The sequence below is a fragment of the Melioribacteraceae bacterium genome (genome assembly GCA_019638015.1).
In the GTDB taxonomy this organism is placed as follows: domain Bacteria; phylum Bacteroidota; class Ignavibacteria; order Ignavibacteriales; family Melioribacteraceae; genus JAHBUP01.
In genome coordinates this window covers 791,607-814,333 of the sequence record JAHBUP010000001.1, presented here as the reverse complement: position 1 = coordinate 814,333, position 22,727 = coordinate 791,607, and the positions used below count along the sequence as shown (strand labels likewise).

Below are 22,727 nucleotides of genomic sequence, written 5' to 3'. Positions count from 1 at the left end.
ACACAAAAAATAATAACCACACCGAATTAATTTATGCAAATGCCATTGTCATTTATTTCATGTATCATTCGTATAAGCAAAGAACCAGTTCATCCATATCGTATTTTTCCAGAACTAAAGATTTATATGTGAATCTAGATACTACATAAGATGTTTGGTTCATGATAAGATTTACAATACATTTTGTTTTATTATCTACAGTAATTGTTGTTCGATAATTGTGTGCAAATGAACGAGTAATCACCAGCGAAGAAATTATAATTCCAAATAAAAGAAATAATGTTTTAAGTTAACCATTAGAAAATATCTATTACCCTCAATGAATAATAAGAATAATTAGTAGAATTTCTTACAAAAGCAGCTTTATTTTAGAAGATATAATGAAATTACGATATAATGATTCGGTTTTAATTAAGTACTACTTTTTCTGTATCTCAAGTTTTCCTTTTGTAACATTCTTTATTGGAATATCAATACTCAAAGTTCCTTGCGCAACCGATTTATAATTAATGACTTTTTCATTCCACTTTACAACATATTCAAAATCGGAATTCATACATGCAACCACTGATGTAGTGTTATTTGTATTGTCAAAGAAGGTCAAGTCAATTGAAAGTCCACTATTGTTCTCATTAAATCTTTTGTTTTCAATCCAAACGTTAAACCCCGCATTAAAATTACCGGGGCGATAGTAGGCTGAGAACCAATTAATTACTGGGGCGGATAATCCTCCGAATTCATGCCATCCTGCACCTCTTCCAGTTTTGATTAAAAAATGTTCCATGCAATTATAAGATGCTTCAACTTCATTCTTCCAAAGATCAAGTGCGGTCTTTGCTATCTTAAATGCAAACTCAGATTCTCCATAATCGAGCATAGTTTTCCAGAAAAACCATTGATGCGGCATCCACACAGTTCCGTTCCAGTATCCATCAACTCGGTAGTAAGGAGCTGATTGATCTACTGCCGATAAACCAATATCCGACCATATTTTATCTTTGGACTTCAATGAATTTAATATCCTTTCTTTTTGAACTTCTGTTGTAATACCGGCAACAAGTGGGTACGCACCATCCAATCCCATATTAAAATTAACATTGTCTTTGTATTTTAAAATATTTGTTGGCTGCCCGCTCTTATCGTGAACTACGTATCCAAAATAGCCCGATTCTTCATCCCAAGAATATTTTTGAATTGCATCACTAAACATTCTAATATCATTGTCATACTCTTTTACATCATTTACTTTACCAAGATGGGTTGCGGCCATCTTCAAAATTTTAGCTGTTCTAATTGCTTGTGAGGTATTAATTACTGGTGCAACATTTGATTGCAGTGAATTTAAATGGGTATACTTTTGTGGAGGATAATCGTCCCACCCTCCTGAATTATAAAAGTAATCCCATGTTTTGAGAAGATTAGATTTTAATACTCTTGTTGTTGAACTGCCAAGCCGACCCGCTAAAAATTCATGAAATTGTTTTAGGCGCGGGTAAAAATATTCGAGTAATTCATTTGACTGAGTTTCATTCCATAATTCAAAAAATAGATAATGCTGAACAGGAACAGGAGATCCGTGATGAATAAATGCCGACTGAGCCCCCGGCTCTTGCACATATGCATTTAAATTTTCAACTGCTCTCCATATATCTGTTTTCAATAACCCTAATCCAATAAATCCCGAATCCCACGTATAAAGACAATCCCACCATCTACCCGGCGCGCTGTGGCGAATATATTCCCTTTGAGTGTAAACCGGATACACAACATTGCATGCTAGAGTCGCATTCATTTTTTCGATACTAAATTTATATTTTTCGCCATCGGGATTTGGTTTTAAATCAACCACATGATTTTTAGCCGTTTCATAAATTGATTCAAATTTATTTTTACTACTATTCATTTCAGAGAGATATTTTTCAACTTCCGATTTAGTACCACTGCATATTACGCTATATAATGTTTTGGTGGAATTTGGTTTGATGTCTATTGGTTTGAGAAAAACATTTGTAAAATGTCCATCTCCTTCACCATTAAAAATCATTCTAACATGTTCATTAACCATTTGTTTAAAATACGAACTTAGGTCCTGGTTGAACCATTGACGTATTTCAAACATATCATAATCCCACAAAAGTCCATAATAAATATCAATGTCATCATATTTTAATAGTATAGAATTTGCGACTGGTCCCTCGGTTATTGTTGGAGCGGGATTCCATTCTTTTCTCTTAATAGTAATACTGTTTATTAAGTTGGATTCTGAAATTGCAAATCCGTCAAACTCAACTTCTGAGCCTCCGTCAGAAATTATGTTAAGCTCGTAATCTCCTTTTTTTAATTGTCCAATCTTTATAATTTCACTGTCAAAATCGTTAATCCCCTTTAGTTTTATTTCGCTATTTACAATACCAGATAATTTTATCCCGAGCTCATTATTTTTTTTAATTTTATATCGAATCAGAAGTGATGCATCGGAATATGATTTATCTAACTTAATTCTGTAGCTAACGTTATCCCCCTTATCAATACCAAAACCATCTCCTATACCTGATCCGTTAACAAATCCATCACTCCTTACTTCTCCTCTCATTTTTCCATCATATACGAGATCATCTTGTGGTCTTTGCTTGCTAAAATTAAGATTCTGGTAATCTAAAGCATCAATCCATATGGCATCTTTAGGCAAGCTAATTATTCCCGGGTAAATTGGTGTAGAAATACTGTATTCTTTAATAGGGGGAAAATTAAAGAACGCCATGAAGTGAAGAGCAATATTTTGATTTTGAATTGTATTATTCACACAATCAATTCTTATTAAGCGTGCTTTATCATTTATTTTTGAATAAGAAATATCTGTATACACCTGATCTTTCCATTCCAACTCATGCCGAAAACTAAAATATTCTAGATTTGGTGAAGCTTGCCAGGGATGGTATTCATTTTCGAATAATACATTTGGTACCGCAACTTTTCTTCTATAGAAACCCGGGAAGATACTGAGGTCAAATCTAATTCCCATATTTTTATCGGGGATGTGGGAAATTCCAATATATCTTTTTGTATATGGGCCCCAGTCGGGAAGACTGAGGTCATGAGTTCCATTTAATTTATGCAATGATTTTGAGTCAATTTTTACTTGAGCATGAATTCTAGATTGCCCAATAAATAACATCAGCATCGCTATCATTAAAACTTTCTTGGTAAAAAACATTATAAGCTTTCTCCCGCTTATTACTGAAAAATCATGTTTTTAATTAGCATCATAAATTCACGGTTTCGCCTTTCGCTGGTTTATATCCGCTAAGTCCGTAATAAAAAATAAATAGGTAGCACAGAAGAGGCAGCACAAAGGAATAATGCAAGCCAATTGCTGGTATGTCCGCTAAAACCCCTTGCAGCAAAGGAAGAATTGCGCCTCCAACCGGAGCCATCACAAGAACACCTGAAGCTTTTATTGTAAGATCACCAAGCCCATTAATTGACAGAGCAAAAATGTTCGACCACATAATTGAATTAAACAAACCGGTAAGTAACATTGCCCACATAGAAATGGGTCCCTCTGTTAAAATTGTAATAGCGATAAATATAAATGCGGCAATAGACGCCAATACCAGCACTTTTTGAGCGCTAAATTTTTGTAGTATGGCAGCACCAATAAACCGGCCTACCATTAAACCACCCCAATACAATGGAATATATTTAGCAGCTGTTTGTTCTGGCAATCCCGCTATATTAGGTTCTCCTAAAAAACTTACTATAAAACTTCCAATTGAAACCTCAGCACCTACATATAGGGCCAACGCGATTACACCTAATCTTACTTGTCGGTATTTTAAAACACTCATCTCTGTTTTTTTTACCGAATTATTGTTACCGGCTATTGAAGGGAGTTTTATGAATGCGAACACAACCGCAATTAATATTGAAAAGATTGCTAATCCAACATAAGGGCCCTGAACAGAAGCAGCATGATCTGCGGAATTTTCAAACTCTCCTAAAATTACATAAGCACCCATCAGTGGAGCAATTGTTGTGGCGAGTGAATTAATTCCCTGGGCAAAATTTAAGCGACTCGACGCTGTTTCCGGCGCACCCAATATTGAGACATAGGGATTGCCAACTACTTGTAAAAAAACATTACCCGTAGCCATAATAAAGAGTCCGAAAAGGAACAATCCGTATGATATTGCATATGCCGCGGGTAAAAAGATAAGACAGCCTATTCCAACTATCGCTAATCCTAGAACAATACCATTCTTGTAACCAATTTTCCCAATCACCATACTTGCCGGAATTGCCATAGTAAAATAGGCCCCGAAATAACAAAATTGGATGAGCATTGTTTCGGTATAATTCATATTAAAAAGACTTTTAAGATGAGGAATTAAAATATCATTAAGGGAAACAATTGCTCCCCAGATAAAGAAGAGGGAGGTCATCAATAAAAAAGCAGTTTTATAATTTTTAATTTGCGAGGTCTTGATTTCTGAATTCGCATTTGGTGTTAAATTCATAACAATTATCTTGAATAGTTAATAATTAGATTACAGTAATAAAAATAGAATTGAGTGATTGTCAATGCTGGTTTAGGGGTTTAATTCTTAGGTTTGTGGGTAAAAACGATTAATATTTCTCAAAAAAGCTAAATTGGTGGTTTTCTAAAGATCTTATTGGTTCAAATAATTCTTGCATTCTCAACATGTTTTAATAATTAATTGATAGTTTGCCACTATCAATTTCTACCAACTGTCCGTTCTAAATGAAGAAGCGGGGAGCCCCTCAAAATTAAAAAGTGTTGGTATTACAATATTTTCCCAGGCGTATCTTACCGCTTCTGGAGTTGGTATTTCATCGGACCAAACAATCAGCTTGTCTCCTTCAATTAGAACTTGAGCCGGTTTAAATATTTTATCTTCCCCTGAAATTAGGAATTGATTCCCTATTACATTTTCTCTTAGTACTATCCCACAGCCGACATGGTCAAATGAAATTTCAATTTTATTAAAGTTCTTTTGAAAAGATTTGTAAAGTGGACCTGAGTAGACAATATTTCTTCCATATTGATTAGCAAGCGCCCACAGAGCTAGTCTATCAGCGACACCAGTTTTGTTAGCCGGGTGAACATTCAACGAATCACCGATATCCAGAGTTACAGCCATTCCAGTATTTTTCATATTCAATGTTTTTCGTTGGGCATCTCTCAAGTATTGAGATCCCAACTCCCCACCATGCTTATAAGGGGCAATCTGAACAAAATAAAACGGGAATTCATATCCCCAGTTTTCTCGCCAGTTATTAATTAGTGAAGGAAATAGCATTTCGTACAAATATGGATTTGGTGTGTTAGATTCCCCTTGATACCAAATCACTCCCTTTATTCCATATGGAATAATTGGTGCAATCATTCCATTAAACAGAGCTGTTGGAGTCCTTTGAGAAAGAGGAAAAGTAATTGTGGGTCTGTTAATCAACTCTTCAATATTATTTAGAAAAATATAATACTTCATTTCAGACAATTCTGCGGTTGGTAGATATTTCCATTCTCCATCAATAGGTATTTCCTCTTCAGAATTATTGAGAATTAATCTCATTCTAAATCCACCACCATAAATTCCACCACCAACACCACCTGAATCATGAACACGAACTGCAATTGTTAGGATATCAGAATCATTAATATCTTTTGAAATTGTATAAACACGATTATTCTTCCAGCTTCGGAGTGAATTTACTTCACCAATTTTTTTACCATTAACATAAGAAACGTCATAGTCGTCAATCGCCCCAAGTTCAATTGTTAAATCCTTTCCGACCCAATTTTTGGGTAATTCAATTTTTTTTCTAAACCAAACAAAACCGTTATACTCTCTAAAATCTGTCTTCTCCCAGTTTATTGGGAGCACCATTTTTCTCCAATATGAATCATCTATATCTGGTAAACTTAAATGAGCATCATTAAAATCTATTTTGTTCCATAAATCATTACGATTATAATTTTTAACTTCAATTGAAGGGAACTGCTTTAACCAATCAAACAATTGATTCCGAGTAGCGACTGTTGCTTCAATGTTCTGCAATACATCGTCAAACTCTTTGAATTGTAACAATGACTTTTTTTCAATCCACACTTCGGCAGCGGTGCCACCCCAGCTTGAATGAATAAGTCCTATTGGAACATTTAATTCTTCAAACAATTTTTTCCCGAATAAATAGGCAACTGCGCTAAAATTCTTTACATTTTCCGAATTACATTCATTCCATTCTCCGATACAATCAGATTTAGGAGTTAGTGAAGCAATTTTTGTGACAGTAAATAAACGGATATTTGGATTATTAGCGTTCAAGATTTCATATTTAGAATTTAAGACCGAATCTTTAGCCGATAAGCCTTCCAGCGGCATTTCCATATTTGATTGCCCTGAGCAGAGCCACACTTCACCAATTAAAATATTGGTTAATACTATTTTATTATTCTTGCTGATAATTTCAATTTTATATGGTCCTCCAGCGGAAGGAGTTAATAATTCAGTTTTCCAAGTAGAATCTTTCGTGGTAACCGTATTTGTAGTATAACTCCAACTGCACTTAATTTCAATTTCTGAACCGGGCTCACCTTTGCCCCAAATGGGTGCACTCGATTTTTGCTGAAGCACCATATTGCTGCCAATGATAGCGGGAAGTTGCAGTTTATTTTGTGCATTTATCAAGGAGAAAGCGAAAGCGAATAAATAGAACAATTTTTTCACTATCATGCCGGTGGAATTCATAATTGTTGATTAGCCGATTTACTTTGCTCAGTATTACCACCTACATAAGATTTTGGTGAAACACCAAATTGTTTCTTGAATAATTTGCTAAAGTGTGATGGATCTTTAAATCCTACATTATAGGCAATCTCTGTAACACTCATACCTGATTCACGAAGTAATTGAGCGGCTCTTTTTAAACGTATGGCAAAAATAAATTCTTGCACCGAATAATTAGTTAGCGATTTCAACTTATTGTACAAGCTAACGCGGCTCATCCCAATCTCTTTACTGAACACCTCCACACTAAATTCTGTATCATCAATATGCTTCTCGATTAAGTCGATTGCCCTTTTCAGAAATTTCTGATCAACGGAAGTAATCTCAATACTGCTTGGTTCAATCTGCAATAATTTGCTAAACTTTTCACGCAGCCTTTTTCGTGTCTCAATAATATTATGAATCTTGATCTGAAGTTCTTTTGAATGAAACGGTTTTACAATATAATCGTCCGCACCTGTTTCAAAACCTTCAATTTTATGTTCTTGAGAGGAACGGGCTGTAAGTAAAATTATTGCAATGTGGCTGGTTCTCTCATCGGTTTTAATTTTTTTACAAAACTCAATTCCATCCATCTGAGGCATCATAATATCACTCAATATTAAATCAGGCCCAAAGGTTAAAGCTTTTTTCAATCCATCTTCACCATTTACAGCATCCAAAATTTCATATTTATCTTCGAGTTCTTCCCTCAGGTATTCTCTCATGTCGGCATGATCTTCAACTATAAGTATTTTGCTTTTTCCCTCCTTGTTTTGCAATTCAGTATCCGAATTCTCATTTATTTCGGTAAAATCATTTTCGGGGAATTTGAGTTTTATGAATTCAGATTTATCCACAAAATCCTGTTCAACTGCTTTCTCAAAAATTTCTTCGTAAATAATAGGGAGATTAATTATGAATGAAGTTCCAATTCCCTCCGAGCTATCTACTCTAATTTTACCCCCATGAATTTTTACCATTTCTTTGGTCACCGACAATCCAATGCCTGTACCGCCTACAGCAGTTTTATGATGATCTTGTACCTGATAAAACCGGTCGAATATTTTCTCCAAATTTCTTCTCGAAATTCCAATTCCGTTATCCTTAATTAATATTTCGAGCCATTCGCTGAATTTAATGATCCTGCCTACTCCAGTATCGAATGAGCATGACTTGCTCGTGTCGATTTTATTAATTAAAACTGATACCGAACCATGATGAGGTGTAAACTTCATGGCATTGGATAATAAATTAAAAATTATTTTCTCTAGCTTATCGGGGTCAAACCAAATTTCGAGTCTTTCAATCTCAGTAATTATTTTTAAGTCAATTTTTTTGGATTCAGCAAGTTCATTGAATACTGCAACTTCTTCTCTCAAAAATTCTATAATATCTCCACGTTTCGGTTCAAACTTTAATTGCCCCGCTTCCATTTTCCTAAAATCCAACACTTGATTGATCAACCTCAGCAGCCGGTGGCAATTTCTATTCACCAGATTTAATGGCTTTTTAAGTTCATTGCTCAAATTTGGTGATTCCAGTACTTTAATAAGTGGACCCATTATTAAAGTTAATGGAGTTCGTAATTCATGTGAAATGTTAGCAAAAAGACGAACTTTAGTTTCAGACATTCTTTGGATAATTTGATTTCGTCTGTAAAGATGAATTATAAAAAATGTTATGATTGCGAGAAAACTGAATATCAACAAAATAAACCATGGCTGAGCCCATGTGGGAGGTGTAACATAAAAAGTAATTTTAGCAGGCGTTGGATCCACATTAAAATCTTTATCTCTGGCTTTTACTTCAAATGTATGTTCTCCTGCCGATAGAGACAAGAATATATCACTGGTTTTATAAGTATAGCTCGACCATTCGCCATTATCTATTCTGTAAGAATATTGAATTTGTTCAACCGGTGTTAATTTCCAGGGATCATTTGCAGTCCATGATAAAATAACGTTACCAGGTTGAGCAATTTTTGCTTGAGAAAAAGTTATTATAGTTTGGGGTGGATCTTTATCGGTATAATAAAGTGTTGTCATAAAATTATCTTCAGTATCGCCTAAAAAAGTATCAGTATATAATCCTTTTCTGTACCATGATGGAAGATTCTGATCAACCCACAAACCTCCATCCTTGGTAGATTTTACTGAAATCCCATCCATTTTTGGTTTTAAAAAACTATGAAATGAATTTTTGGTCCAGTTAAGTCCATCGAAATGAGAAATATCACGGTTCGTAGCAACCCAAACATTATCGTTCGACTCCACAAAAATATTAATAATCGTATTACTCGATAATCCATCATCAACAGTATAATGATTCCACTGACCTGTCAAGTGATTTAGGAAATATACTCCATTAGTCCTGGTACCAACCCAAATATCTCCGGTTGGAGATGTACCGATACAATCAATAAAACTTGCATTTAATCCTGCTGGTGTAAGAATTCGGCTCCATTTTTGGTTTTTCTTTTCTAATTTATAAAACCCTAACTGCCCTACCCAAATTGTACCATCAGCTGTTTCACCAATACCATAAATCCCTGTTAGCTTAAAATTCTCATCTGAATAATGATATTCAAAATTGATTTTTTCGGGATTATCGATATTGTAATATCTAACAAGACCTCCTCTTTGCCCTTTTGCTGTTGAAATATCTGAGGCAGAACCAAACCACAATGAACCGTCCGATGCTTCAAAAACAGCACGGCGGTCAATTCCCCATCCAAGTTTTGGATGAATTTGCTTAACCCATTTTTGACCGTCAAAACAAGCAGTAGCCGCATTCTGTTTATCACTACCGGCTACCCAAATTAAGCCATTATTAGAAACAAATAATGCAACAGGTACATCTATTACCCCATCATATTTACTGTAATTTACCCATCGCTTCATTTTTGAATCGCTCTTAACAATAGAACCATCAACTGTAATAAACCATTTATTCCCAGCATTATCCTCTGCTTGAAAACTAATTCCTTTTAAAGTCGCCCATCTTTTATTGGATAATTCAATTCTCCATACTTCATTACCTAAGCCGATTATAAACAAGTTTTGATCGCTCGTCTCATAAAGTATAATTCGATTTGATGCAAATGGAAGATTAGTACTTTCATACATTTTCCAATTACCGGAATTGTAAACTAAAAGTCTTCCAACACCAGAAACGCATACAGACCCATCTTGAAGTTCAACCACATCAGAATAAAGGTCATCAATTCCAAATTGTTGTTTTGCTTTGAACAAAGACCATCTTTGTCCATTTCGAATATTAATGCCACCATCATTTTGTCCGCTTACTATATATACAATTCCCTTACTAGTAATTTTTATTAGAGGAAATTTTGTGGTTAGATAACCTTTCTCCATATCTACTCTATACCAAACCGGTTTTTCCAAACTATTTTTTTTATTATGTATAAATTGATAGATTCGGCCGTCTCGCATGCCAAACCATAATTTGCCTCCCCTATCTTCGAATATACTATATACATCAAACTGAGGTTGATTCTTTAACTCCCCAAATTTTGCCGGAGCAGAATAAATTCCATTCTCTCTATAGAGAGAAATTTTATTGTCCTTAACCCGTATAGCGCCTTGATGGCTCCCAATCCAAATACTTTTATCAGACGCTTCTATTATTGGCACCTTATTATAAGGGTGCTCCAATTGATCACCAAAATTCAGATCTAACTTTAAATCATTAAACTTTCCATTTTTTAAAACACTCACACCTTTTGAAGAACCGGCGTAAAGCGAGCCATCGCTCACAATACATAATGATACAACCGGTATTTCCGCCGAATCCTCTGAGATAGGGTAATGCTTCCAATTCATTCCATCATATTTGAGCACGCCTCCATTAATTCCAAACCACAAATGACCATTTGGATCCTCAACCATAACACGGCACCCTTTCCCAATTAATTCAGGAAATCCTTGCCAGCGCCAAGGCTCGGTAAATGGATTTGAATACTTTGGAGTGTAATTATTGATTGCATCGGCAAATAATTTTGGCTGAATAAACGCAACTAAAAATAAAATAAATAATGTAGCGAATAGTTTATTAGATAACCCATACTCACTTGAAAAGTGTGTTGAATTACCTAAGCAATTTTTAAATTTTAGAATGACTTTCAATGATTGACCTGTTTGAGAAAATTAATATTTACAATTACTATGTGTTTCCAATTTGATTAATGAACTTAAACCCTATTTATTAATAAGATTTTACCCGTTCAAAATAGTAAATATTTATTGGGTTTATCAAAAAAGTGCTAATTTGTTAATACAATTGCGCTACCTATAGTATAAAGTTTTTTCATTTTGAATGTTGAAATTCATCTCATCATAATCACCAAATTGCTCTTCTTTCAAACTTGGACTTGCCTCTTTATCATTTGAGAAATAAAAAATTCCGGGTTGTATATCTTCAGTACGTGCATGAAGTGTGAAATAATTTATTCCTTCGCTAAATTCAACTTCACCTATTTTATACCATCTATAATATAAAAAGTGGGAATGCCCTTTCTGAACCTTTAACCAAACCGAATAATTATTTTTTTCGGGAATTGATAAACCATAAGTATAATTTACTGACGAGTCACTAGCGGATATTTTTCTTAAATATCTTTCTGCATTTAAAAATAGATCCCCATTCTTAGGTTTAAAAAATGAATTCTTCTTTTCAGGTATTGCAGTTGAAATTTCTGATTCGTCCGATTTTAAATTATCATTAACAGCTATAACCGTGAAACAATATTTTTCACCATTTTTAAGATTCCGAATTGTAATTGGGGACTGTGCAACTTTTACCGAGATGAAGTTTTGAGGAGTATTCTCTTTCCAGTACTTCACTAAATAATGTTCAGCATTTCTATCAGATGAAAATGATATATCGACCGCATTCTCCCATGCATCACTATTTTGAATTATGGGTTTGTTTAATTTATTTAAAGATGAATTACTCTTATCGAATTCATGAATAACAAATTCATCAATCTCAATTTTATAATTATTTTCACCGGTCTTGTGATTTACTTTGATCAGCAGCTGATTAAATTTTTTATTGAAGATCCAACCGTCAGATGCTTCACTAAATTTTTCATCGTTTAGGTTAGCTGATTCTTGACCATTTACAGATACCTTGATTGGCATAATTCCATCAAACAAAAGACCAAATTTTTGAGTTATATTTTTTACTTCTGCAATTATTCTACTGCCCTTTTTACTTTTTGATATTTCAATATCATTCGAATTATGAAACAAGGATAATTTCGCTCTCTCCCCATCAAACATTCTAAAGGAAAGCAGTAAACTATTTTTCTGATCATGAGGAAAAATTCCTCCTATCTCCATTTCGTCATTTAATTCTAAGGGTAATATTGTCCCCGCTTTAGCAAAAACCGGGATTCGATTTAATTCAGTTTTGTAGTTTATATTGTTATTACCCTCAAACTTTGATTGGTCCCAAAAACTGATCCACTTTCCTTCCGGCAAATAGATACTTCTTTCATTTGCCTCGGTTAAAATTGGTGCAACTAAAAGATCTTCTCCCAAATAATATTCATCATCGATGCTATAAGTTTTTTTGTCGTTCGGATGATGCATGAATAATGTGCGCATTAATGGTATCCCTATATCATGCGAAACTTTGACGTAATTATATAAATAGGGGAGAATGTTATACCGTACTCTTGAATAGAAACGATAATTATCAATTCCATATTCATTCTGTTCCCAAGGTCCCGGTGCACTGCCATGATCATGAAAAGATGGACTGAATGCGGCATATTGAACCCCGCGAATAAATACTTTTCTTTCTATTAATGAATTACCTCCACGGTAACCTCCCAAATCATGACCAATTAAAGAAACTCCACAAACGGAAACCCCCAGCGATGCAACTACAGTTCCTCTGAGCTGGTCAAATGTTCGTCCTCTATCACCTCCCCAAGCAAAACCTACCTTTTGAAGCCCAAGCCCTCCTCCTCTAACCCAGGTTATTCCACCATCAGGTTTTACAGTTTGAAGCCAATTATAAATTTGCTCAGAGAATGACACAGATTGAAAATTATGCATCCCAATAGAATTATCAACATTCAATAAGCTGTCAGCATGCTTCGGGAAAAGTTCGCAGAAATCAATTTTTACACCATCAAGGTTCCAAGCGTTTGGGCTAGCTAAACCATTTTTGTTCAAGAATCTAATTTCGTACAAATTTTTTACCCACCAATCCATCGCTTCCTTATTAGTTGGATTGATATAAACATTTGCTCCAGTTCTATGTCCTAAACAAAATTCTCCATCTTTAAATTGAAGGAAGTAATCTTTTTTAACAGGTTGAATAAGGTGGGTATCTTTATGGATATGTCCAGAATAATCCCATGAAACTTGCTTCAGACCCAAACGATGCCACTTATCGGAAAGTTTTAACATATCTGTTTGTCGAGGCTCTTCAAACATAACCCTAATACCTTCCCATAATATTACGCCCAATCTAAAACCATGCTTAATAATCATATCAATATCAGCTTCAGCATTCTTGGGAGAATTCCAGCCTGTGATTCTCCTACGCGATAACCATGGTTCGAGCGACCATTTAGGAACTAATGGAGATCTTCCGGAAATACTTGTATACTGCCTCATTATTTCTAACGGATCTTCATTGCTAAAAATATAATAATCAATTACAGGAGCTGGATTTTCGAAATCATATTCCGTTTGTTTTAAATTACCCATATTAAAAACAACACGTTTTGTAGAATTAACAAGCACCCCATATTTTTTTGAAGAGATAAAGAATGGAATCGATTTATATGTCAGATGATTTTCGGACATATATGCATCATCCAATTCCATCACCACATTTTTACCTCTCTGATCTAGACCATTAAACTTTTCACCGAACCCGTAAAAATGTTCCTCCTTTCCCATCTCTGTAACAATACTGAATTTATTATTGTGGGAATTTTGTAAAAGGAAGACTTCTTGCGAAAAAAGTAGTTCTTCCTTTCGCTGAATTGAAATACGATAACTGTTTTTATCGATCAATAAATTTACGCTTGGCGTAAAAAATTTTATAAGCGTCGAAGTCTCTTCAACCTTAAATTTTTCACTTTTTCCATATTCAATTTTATTTGTTCTGTGGGTAAGCTGAAAGCGAAGAACATCTGTAAAAGGGAATGAAATGTTAGCGTAAATTGTATCAACATTACTATTTGTTGCACCAACAATATTAATCCCATAGTCATTAATAGAATAAGTTAAAACTTTTTCAATTCCACTTTTTTTATATCCTTCATCCTCTTCGGAATTAAAGGCAAAGCTGGCATTTAAATTAAAAAAACCAATAAAAACGATAGCGAAGATGGATAATCGGGATTTACGTTTTGGGTTTTTCATTTATTCCTCTTATTGGGCTATTAGTTTTAGATACTCATTAAATCTATTCTCCGACATATTAATTCTAAAAAAAATTAATGTGTAATAATTGTCCCCCTATTCAATTTTTAGGTACAATAGTTTAGCTGAAAAATGGGAGCTGAAATGTTGGGTGCACTTATGGGGAGTTTCTGCAGTAATGTATTTTAGAATTTTTACTGATCGGTTGGAGTTTGTGATATTAGCGTTAGGCTGCCAAATTAAAAGAGACCCGGAATAGGAGAAAACCGGGTCTCAATAATGCTTAAATCAGCACCATCTAATAATTTCAAGCATTTTTAATTTCCTGGTTGATAGGGTCAAAAACCACTTTTCTTCCTCTTAAGAGTGACTCTGTAACCATCAGACTTGCAACAGAGTGATTGTAACCTGCTTCAATTGGAGCGTTGGGTTCTTTACGGCTTCTAATACATTCCATCCAATTTCTCATGTGAGCCGTAGTCATGGCATCAGATCCTTGATTGGCGTCTGTAATAGTTTTTACGGAATCATCGGCTAATGTAAATTCTGGAAGTAAATTTTCTTTCAACCCAAATTGAGGATACCTTTCAGCATGATTTTTTAACAATCCCCCATTTGGAGTAACCTTATTTGTGTCTAAGTTCAATTCTCCGCCGTTAGAATAATAGATTTCCTTTGTTCCCCCCGCAGAGTTTGAAAAACGGGAAGTGTAATTAACCTGAAATCTTTTTGTGGGATCAAGGTCATTTTGAGGGCCATATTCTAAAATTGCTGTTAGGGTATCAGCATTTTTTCTGCCATCGTTCCACATGTAAATTCCTCCACCGGCTATTACGCTTAATGGAAAGTTAAATCCAGTAAACCAATGTACCGTATCAATTTGATGACACATCCACTGCCCCGGAATGCCAGAAGAATAGGGCCAGAACAATCTATATTCTAGATAAAGCCGCGGATCAAAATTTACCTTTTCTCTATTGATTAGATAACGTTTCCAATCAACATCACTCTCTTTTAATTTTGCAACTAAATCCGGGCGCCGCCAGCGGTCAGGTTGATTCACATTCCACGACATCTCAGCAAATTTAATTGCCCCGAATTTACCAGATTTAATAAATTTTTCAGCAGTCTTATAATTTGGTCCACTTCTTCTTTGCGATCCGATTTGGACAATTTTTTTTGTCTCTCTAACAGCATTCAATGCCATCTTATTGTCTTCCATCGATTCAGCTAATGGTTTTTCAACATAAGCATCTCTGCCTGCTCTAACTGCCTCAGTTGCATGATATGCGTGCTGAAAATCTGCGGTGCTAATTATTACGGCATCAACTTTAGATTTTTCATATAGTTCTTCATTATTCCTATAGCCTGTTACTTTGCCTGCTTGATTTCTATTCAAAAAATTTACTCCATTTTCTCTACGTTCATTCCATATATCCGAGAGAGCTGAAAATTCCATATTCAACTCTTTGGCATTTGCAAAAAATGCATTACTCAGTGTATCTTTAAAACGGTCCGAGAACCCAATAACACCAACTGATACACGGTCGTTTGCTCCAATTATTCTATCGTAATGCATCGCATTTGTGGAGTATATTTGTGAACCTGTTTTGGGGCTAGCTTTAATAGAATTAAGAACTGCTGATCCTACAGCAACAGCTGCGCTGCTTAATCCTATTTTTTTGATAAACTCTCTTCTATTTGAGTCCATTTAACTTTCCTTAATTTTTCAGAGAAATATTTACTAAAACTGGAAGATGATCTGACGGATAGCGCTGATTAAATATATCAATCAAAACAGCATATTTATTCACGATAATGTTATTCTTGCTTGTAAAAATGTAGTCAATTCTATTTGAAGGGGGAACGCAAATGTCCCAGCCACAATATGTTTCGTAAGGACCAAATGGTTTTGAAATGCTAATTGCTCTTGTATCATTAAAAACACTGGTTAACTTTTGAATTGGTGATTGTTGAGGAGTTAGATTAAAATCTCCCATCAAAATTGAGGGATAATTATCCGTATTAAATTTTGATATCATATCAATAACTAAATCAACCGATTTTTCACGCGCTATTATTCCTTTGTGATCGAGGTGAAGATTGAATACCCAAAAATTCTGTTTTGTTAAAACATTCTCAAACAAAATTGAAGTACATACCCTATTGAGCGAAGCATCCCATCCTTTTGATGGCTTCCATGGCATTTCCGAAAGCCAGAAAGTATTTGTCTTTAATAATCTAAATTTATTTTTATTATAGAAAATTGCCGAATGCTCTCCCGGACCGGTAGATCTTCCAATATCTCTTCCAACTCCCTCATATTGAAAATCTGCCAAATTTTCATCCAGCCATTCAAGTTGATGCTTCAATCCCTCTTGTGTTCCAATTATATCGGGATCATAATAATTAATTTGGCTTAGAATAAACTCTTTACGATTATCCCATCTATTTTCACCGTCATTTGGGTTATCATAACGAAGATTATAGGTCATTACACTGATTGTTTGACCAAAAGCCAAACCGCCAAAGAATAGGACTATGATAGTTATGAATCTGTAATACTTAAACATAATTTCTATATAATTATTAGGGAAATAAGTTAAGCTAAAATAACGAGATAAGAGTAACGAACCTTGTTTCTGAGTATAAAATATTTGTTTGTCTGTAAAATTGGGAAGCAAATCAATTATTCTATTAATTTATCTTACCCAACCATGAGTTCCCTCTTCACTTACTAGTTACTCGTATATTTAATCGTTTTTTCTGATGGGATCCATTTGCCACTATTTTCATCTCGCCCCTGTAAAACAACCTTTGGCGAATGCGATTTTTTAACAGATAATTGTTCAAAACCGATAGAACAAATTTTTCCAATAACTCCAAATTTCATTCTGTTAATTATCAGTACTAATTCGACTTTAGGTAAGTTGTTGATCATCCTTATTCCATCTAAACCGGAAAATTCGGTTATCATGTTATAATCACCATCGCTGTCCCCGGCAATCATAACCGGATTTGAACCATATTTTTGAACTAGTAAGTTATTAATATTAATTGTTTTTCCTTCTTTGCCATTAACAGCATAACCGTCAGAATAATCGTAATAAGGTATAAATTTGCCGGATGTGTCTTTTCTTAATCGCATCCCAATAACATGATTTTTGGGCAGATTGTACCCGTATTTTGAGTTTTCTGCGAATACTTCAACAACGTCTTGATGCGACGCAGTAGATATATAAACCGATATATTATTTTTTTCCAGATGATTAAATAATGAAGCTACCTCTTCAATTGTTCTAATTCCTTGACTGAAATAATTTCCAATTTCTGAATTATTGATAATTCCTGCTCTGCCAATAAATGACTGATCTGAATCAAAATAGAGTCGAGTTATCTTCTGATTAATTCCCCAATCAATAGATTTTTCAACAAAATTTTTTAATTCTTCAGAAGTGAATCCTGTTGCAGTAACATAAATCACCCATGTGTAAGCCGTGTTGGATGGATACGATTCATATAAGGCTAAATATGTAAAATACATTTTTGCCACAAAATTTTTGTACTGATGAGTTTTCTTTATTTGGTCAAGAGTTAGATCTCCGATGGATTCGGGATTTATTGCCCGGTAGTTATTATAAATAAAGGTGTAATCCTCTATACAATCTTCGGCTAACAAATTAATATTTAAGGGCATTTTTTCATTGTTTAAATAGGGGGGAGAAAAATCTTTTTCCGGAATTAATTGATTTTCAATCGCGCTATTATCGGCATAATGTACAAAAGCATACTTGAATTCTTCAGGTGTTAATTTGAAAAGCAGATTATTAAGCTGATATACAAAAAGATTTTCTTGAACGTCACCAAATATCGAAGTGTTATCCCAATCGAAAACAACATAGGCATTCGGATTACCCGATTTAGATTTTATTAGTGCATCGATTTGAATTTTTGTATTAGGTGCCCAATTCCCATTTTTCTTAATACTATAATCATTGTTCAATGAAAAAAATGTAATGCTTACAACTACAGTCACCATTAATAATAAAAAATAGAACCGATGATTTCTCATTTCTACATTCCAAACTTTTTATTGACCAAATAATATTTTATTGAGAAATTCTCTTTGCGAAAAATCGGGGATAATAATGTGTGCCCCGGCTTTAATTAATCTGCTCCTCTTCTCAATACTAAGTCCATGTCTTCTTATTTCATCACTCGCGATACCAACAGCTATGCCTCCAACTTTTCGGCATTCTCTCATTTCAACCGGACCATCGCCAAATGTTATTAATTCGGTACCACTTAAATTATTATCATTTATAATTTTTTCCATTACCATTTTTTTAGAATATTTTGAGATATCCCCAATTGCTCCATAAATTCCACCATTGAATAGATGGGCGTAACCCATTGCTCTAGCTTCGGCTATTACATCGTCATTATCAGTACCACTTGCAAGATAAAGTGTGATCCCCTTTTCAGAAAGAAATTTTAGAAACTTAATTGCCCCCTTAAGAGCAAAGTCCTCTATATCCAACTCTTTTTTATTTAGTTTTTCTACTCTTTTGGTAACCATTTCCATTAAAGCTTTATTAAAAATTTCCTTGTATCCAAATTTGTCCAGCACTTCATCTTTAGGAACAAAATTGAATTCATTAATAATATCAATTAATCCCTCCATTTGCTGAATTGTTTGAATGCCTGTTGATTTATCTATATAATCTTTAACACGGTTAACCACTCTGTTATAGATATGTTCTTCTATATCATTAAATTGATCTCCTAGAGTGGCCTTAATCATCATTGGCTCCATTACAAGTTCCCACCCCTCTCTAAGTACACTTATAGTTCCATCATGATCAAATACAGCATGTTTAATTTTGTCTTTTTCTATAAATTTTAAATCAGGATAACACAATTCAATTTCGGTATTCGCATAAAAGTTTGCAGATCTAATATCCTCGGCAAGTTCCGGTTGATAAATATAATTAGGATCCGCACAGAGAGATAAGATTTCCTCGGGTGATGCAGTTCCTGTTTGAAACAATTTTTGAACTGTAACACCGGCGGCAAAGTTTGCAAACTCGATTGTTGATTGAGTATCAATTTTTGCCGCAAGAGCCGAGGCTATGGCGCTTAATGCTGTATCTCCTGCTCCTACTGTATCTAGTTTTTTTAGAAATTGTAATCCGGCAATTTCGTGTATTCCGTTTTCATCACAAGCAAGAATACCGTGGCTACCCCTGCTAATAAAACTCGGCTTTTTATTTTTCTCATATAACCCAATCGCATACTTTTTAACCAGGTTTATATTAAATGCATCTCTATAATCGGCATTAACTCCATTAAGAATTGCCGCTTCAACTTCATTTGTTTTCAAAGAAACATTTTTAAATTCTGATGAATAATGCCGGGAATCAACAATGAATATTTTATCTGGGAAATCAAGAATAATTTTGTTAATACCCTCAATAAACTCTTTGTTTGTTATACTACCGGGTACTTGCTGATTAATAATAATTATGTCAGATTCATTCACATTTTTTCTTATGTTTTCCAGAATCATATTATCAGTTAAATGATGCCTTTTGTTATAAGTGCCAAAATCAATTCTAGGTTGTTCATTGCCTTCAAGAATTAACTTACAAAAAACATATGACTCAAAATCTTCCTTCTGTATTACTAATCCAGATGTATCAATTCCGATTTTCTGTAATTGTGAAATCATCTCCCGTCCAAATATATCATCCCCCGCAGCACCAGTTATTTTAATTTGTTTTGGTTTTAACGCGGCTAGATTTGCGGCAACATTTGATGCACCTCCGAGCGAGTACTTTTGATTTTGGGCAGCTAATGCCTTTAAACCTGTTTCAACAGATGTTTCTGACCCTCTTGGATCGAGTATCCAGTAGGCATCAAGACAAAAATCACCATAAAGTAGGATTTTTACATCCCTAATTTTTTCTAGAATCTTTTTCGTTTCTTTAACACCAATATTCATTTTATCCTCAAGTGATTTATTTTTTAATTTTATTTCAAAGATTGAAGTAAAGCTAAAAGGAAGTCCCTATTATCAGCAGATAGGTATTTCATAATTCCTCCCATGCGGCTGAATGTTTTTAAATACCTTAGATAATAGCCCGGATCAGTTGAGGGCGGTTCTCCCTTATTTTGCCAGTCCCATTCACTCTTAGCAAGGTCAACTACCAGCATGAAATGATTATCAATATGATCTCCATTTTGAATATGTACATTTTGCGACATTGAAAGAGATTTTTCAAAAATCATTGGGGACATAACAGCGGAACCAATTGACATGTACACTCCCCCTTCTAATCTTTTGACTGATTCAGCAAAAGTTAAAAAATCTCGGAGCGCAGTTCGCCCCACTGCTGCACCGTGATTAATCGAATGAGTGTAAATTATATCATGACCAATCATAGGGTGCCCGGTAAATGGTATTCCCAATTTATATGCTGCGGCCTGCACACAATATTTTTTAAATGGGAATGAAACTGAAAGCCATCCTGATTTCAATTCGAAATTTTTAATTGTTTCAAGTAAATCAACCGCAGCCGCAACTTTATCTAAATCAGAGATATGATAAGCACTGATAATATCATGTAGTGTATTTTGGGAAGGAATATTTAGCCCTTCATTTTGGATCATGCTTCCTACCGATTCGCCATAGCCTTTACCCTCAAATGCACCAACTATCAAAGCAAGATTAATTAACCTCCCAGTTTCATCCCAAGTGCCAAATTCACCATTCGTAACATTTGCCTTTACATCTTCACTGCTCTGCCCAATAAAAGAGAATTCCCAATCGTGAATTATTCCAGCACCGTTTGTTGCAAGATGAGTAATCCACCCATCCTCCATCAGTTTTATAATAGTCGGTCCCATTCCGTTTTTGATTGTGTGTGCGCCGAAAGTAAGCATTACAGGTGCATTATTTTTTTTCGCAATTTTAATTCGAGTTGTAACTTCTTCAACTGCATTGAGAAAGTAATCAGAATTGTCTTTGGGCTTTTGAGATATTGGGATATGATCTCTTTCTATAAACACTTTGTTTTTTCTCTCTAACAAAGATTTGAAAGTGAGAGTAGATCTATCAAACATTTTATAGGGCAAAATTAACTCCGATTAGATTAGCTTGATCAAAATTCATTGTCGATCGCTTGACAAATAATATGCCCGATAAGAACGTGCATTTCTTGAACTCGTGCGGTAATTTCGGATGGAACAATTAGATTAAAATCACAACGACTATTCATTTTCCCTCCTCCTTTTCCGCTTAAACCAAGGGTTGTACATCCAATTAATTTTCCGGCATCAAATGCACGTAATACATTTTCACTATTTCCAGTAGACGAAATTCCAATTAGTAGATCACCGGTATTCGCAATTGCTTCCACTTGCCTTTGAAAAATATAATCATACTCGTAATCGTTTCCGATTGCGGTCAGTGCAGATGTATCGGTAGTTAATGCAATTCCAGGTAATCCTCTCCTTTCTTTTTTATATCTGCCGGAAAGTTCCGCTGCAAGGTGTTGTGCATCGGCAGCGCTGCCACCATTACCAAATAATAAAATTTTTCTCCCCTCCTTTATTTTTTGTACACAGATGCGGCAAGCTTTTTCAATATCGGGTTTAAGCTGGAGAAGTATCTTTTCGACAACTTCTTTATGAGATGATAATTCTGCTTCTATCATATTATGCATATCCAATATCCTGAGTCCTTTAATTATCATTGAGTTCTTTGAGCAGTCTCTCGCTCACCTCTTTTAATGGAATTTTTTTTTGCTCCGCAATTCTTCTGCATTCATCATATTCCGGAACAACTCTTTTTTTTGTGTCTGAATAATTAATTTCCTTTACCTGTATTTCTCCAAAAGAACATTTCTTCTTCAACAAATTGCGAGTTAGTTTTACTCCCTCGCACATGGATTTTTTTATACCAATAGTAGTTGATTCACTGAAAACAACTTCAATCACTTTTTCCTCTAATTGTAAAGCGCACGTTATGGTGAAGAGGAATCCTGGTCTTCCTTTTTTCATTATTATGGGAGTTACATATATATCTGAAGCGCCAATTTCGATAATTCTATCCATGAAGTATGGAATATGCTGCGGATTCATGTCATCTACATTAAATTCTATTGTCATTGCGTGATTATTTTTATTTTCTTTTTGCTTTATCATATAAATATTCTTTTTACTAATCCTTCTGTTTGGTACTCCAAACAAATAGGTTGCGTATAACTGAAATTAATCCCGAATCTACCCAAAAATTTTCTTCCTCAGTGAAATCTTAACCGCCAATTCCACTTAATGCGGTGTGACTGATTTCTACTAAATTTCCACTCATCACATCCTGTACTCCTTCTCCTATATAACTTGCAATTCCAACAACCCCCAAATCTGCCCCGAAAGCTTTTTTGACACTAAGACTCAACGGACAGACTTAAAAAAAGTCTATATCCGATTATGATTGAGAGAAATACCGACTACTTCATTTTCT

At 34.6% G+C, this 22,727-nt stretch carries 13 protein-coding genes; all 13 read right to left on the bottom strand.

Annotated elements, in window-relative coordinates:
- Positions 1-418: 418 nt before the first annotated feature.
- Entirely contained in the window at positions 419-3,214 is a 2,796-nt protein-coding gene (locus KF816_03320; GenBank protein ID MBX3007038.1) for a hypothetical protein, read from the bottom strand.
- Between the two features lie 49 nt (positions 3,215-3,263).
- Positions 3,264-4,517 carry a sugar MFS transporter gene (locus KF816_03315; GenBank protein MBX3007037.1) on the bottom strand — a complete coding sequence of 418 codons (1,254 nt, stop codon included), beginning with the start codon at positions 4,515-4,517 and terminating at the stop codon, positions 3,264-3,266.
- 225 nt (positions 4,518-4,742) lie between these two features.
- A complete protein-coding gene (locus tag KF816_03310) occupies positions 4,743-6,755 on the bottom strand; it encodes a glycosyl hydrolase family 2 (protein ID MBX3007036.1) in 2,013 nt (670 codons plus the stop codon).
- An 11-nt stretch (positions 6,756-6,766) separates the two neighbouring features.
- Complete coding sequence (locus KF816_03305; GenBank protein ID MBX3007035.1) at positions 6,767-10,936, bottom strand: response regulator; 4,170 nt, start codon at positions 10,934-10,936, stop codon at positions 6,767-6,769.
- A 159-nt stretch (positions 10,937-11,095) separates the two neighbouring features.
- Positions 11,096-14,200, bottom strand: coding sequence for a fibronectin type III domain-containing protein (locus KF816_03300; protein MBX3007034.1), 3,105 nt, complete (start codon positions 14,198-14,200; stop codon positions 11,096-11,098).
- 307 nt (positions 14,201-14,507) lie between these two features.
- On the bottom strand, positions 14,508-15,911 hold the full coding sequence (locus KF816_03295; protein ID MBX3007033.1) for a Gfo/Idh/MocA family oxidoreductase: 1,404 nt from the start codon (positions 15,909-15,911) through the stop codon (positions 14,508-14,510).
- A 10-nt stretch (positions 15,912-15,921) separates the two neighbouring features.
- Positions 15,922-16,773 carry an endonuclease/exonuclease/phosphatase family protein gene (locus KF816_03290; GenBank protein MBX3007032.1) on the bottom strand — a complete coding sequence of 284 codons (852 nt, stop codon included), beginning with the start codon at positions 16,771-16,773 and terminating at the stop codon, positions 15,922-15,924.
- A gap of 164 nt (positions 16,774-16,937) precedes the next feature.
- Positions 16,938-18,272: a hypothetical protein gene (locus tag KF816_03285; protein ID MBX3007031.1), complete on the bottom strand. Its 1,335-nt coding sequence runs from the start codon at positions 18,270-18,272 to the stop codon at positions 16,938-16,940.
- Between the two features lie 18 nt (positions 18,273-18,290).
- Positions 18,291-20,204 carry an HAD family hydrolase gene (locus KF816_03280; GenBank protein MBX3007030.1) on the bottom strand — a complete coding sequence of 638 codons (1,914 nt, stop codon included), beginning with the start codon at positions 20,202-20,204 and terminating at the stop codon, positions 18,291-18,293.
- A 29-nt stretch (positions 20,205-20,233) separates the two neighbouring features.
- A complete protein-coding gene (locus tag KF816_03275) occupies positions 20,234-21,271 on the bottom strand; it encodes a hypothetical protein (GenBank protein MBX3007029.1) in 1,038 nt (345 codons plus the stop codon).
- 92 nt (positions 21,272-21,363) lie between these two features.
- Complete coding sequence (locus KF816_03270) at positions 21,364-21,927, bottom strand: D-sedoheptulose 7-phosphate isomerase (protein MBX3007028.1); 564 nt, start codon at positions 21,925-21,927, stop codon at positions 21,364-21,366.
- Between the two features lie 19 nt (positions 21,928-21,946).
- Positions 21,947-22,408: a DUF111 family protein gene (locus KF816_03265; GenBank protein MBX3007027.1), complete on the bottom strand. Its 462-nt coding sequence runs from the start codon at positions 22,406-22,408 to the stop codon at positions 21,947-21,949.
- Positions 22,409-22,517: 109 nt separating this feature from the next.
- Positions 22,518-22,661: a hypothetical protein gene (locus KF816_03260; GenBank protein MBX3007026.1), complete on the bottom strand. Its 144-nt coding sequence runs from the start codon at positions 22,659-22,661 to the stop codon at positions 22,518-22,520.
- Between the last annotated feature and the right edge of the window lie 66 nt (positions 22,662-22,727).

Bases quoted from the DNA above. Each gene is read 5' to 3' on its own strand.
- KF816_03290 (MBX3007032.1), bottom strand. From the start codon at position 16,773: ATGTTTAAGTATTACAGATTCATAACTATCATAGTCCTATTCTTTGGC.
- KF816_03300 (MBX3007034.1), bottom strand. From the start codon at position 14,200: ATGAAAAACCCAAAACGTAAATCCCGATTATCCATCTTCGCTATCGTT.
- KF816_03295 (MBX3007033.1), bottom strand. From the start codon at position 15,911: ATGGACTCAAATAGAAGAGAGTTTATCAAAAAAATAGGATTAAGCAGC.
- KF816_03320 (MBX3007038.1), bottom strand. From the start codon at position 3,214: ATGTTTTTTACCAAGAAAGTTTTAATGATAGCGATGCTGATGTTATTT.
- KF816_03280 (MBX3007030.1), bottom strand. From the start codon at position 20,204: ATGAATATTGGTGTTAAAGAAACGAAAAAGATTCTAGAAAAAATTAGG.
- KF816_03315 (MBX3007037.1), bottom strand. From the start codon at position 4,517: ATGAATTTAACACCAAATGCGAATTCAGAAATCAAGACCTCGCAAATT.
- KF816_03265 (MBX3007027.1), bottom strand. From the start codon at position 22,408: ATGATAAAGCAAAAAGAAAATAAAAATAATCACGCAATGACAATAGAA.
- KF816_03310 (MBX3007036.1), bottom strand. From the start codon at position 6,755: ATGATAGTGAAAAAATTGTTCTATTTATTCGCTTTCGCTTTCTCCTTG.
- KF816_03285 (MBX3007031.1), bottom strand. From the start codon at position 18,272: ATGAGAAATCATCGGTTCTATTTTTTATTATTAATGGTGACTGTAGTT.
- KF816_03270 (MBX3007028.1), bottom strand. From the start codon at position 21,927: ATGCATAATATGATAGAAGCAGAATTATCATCTCATAAAGAAGTTGTC.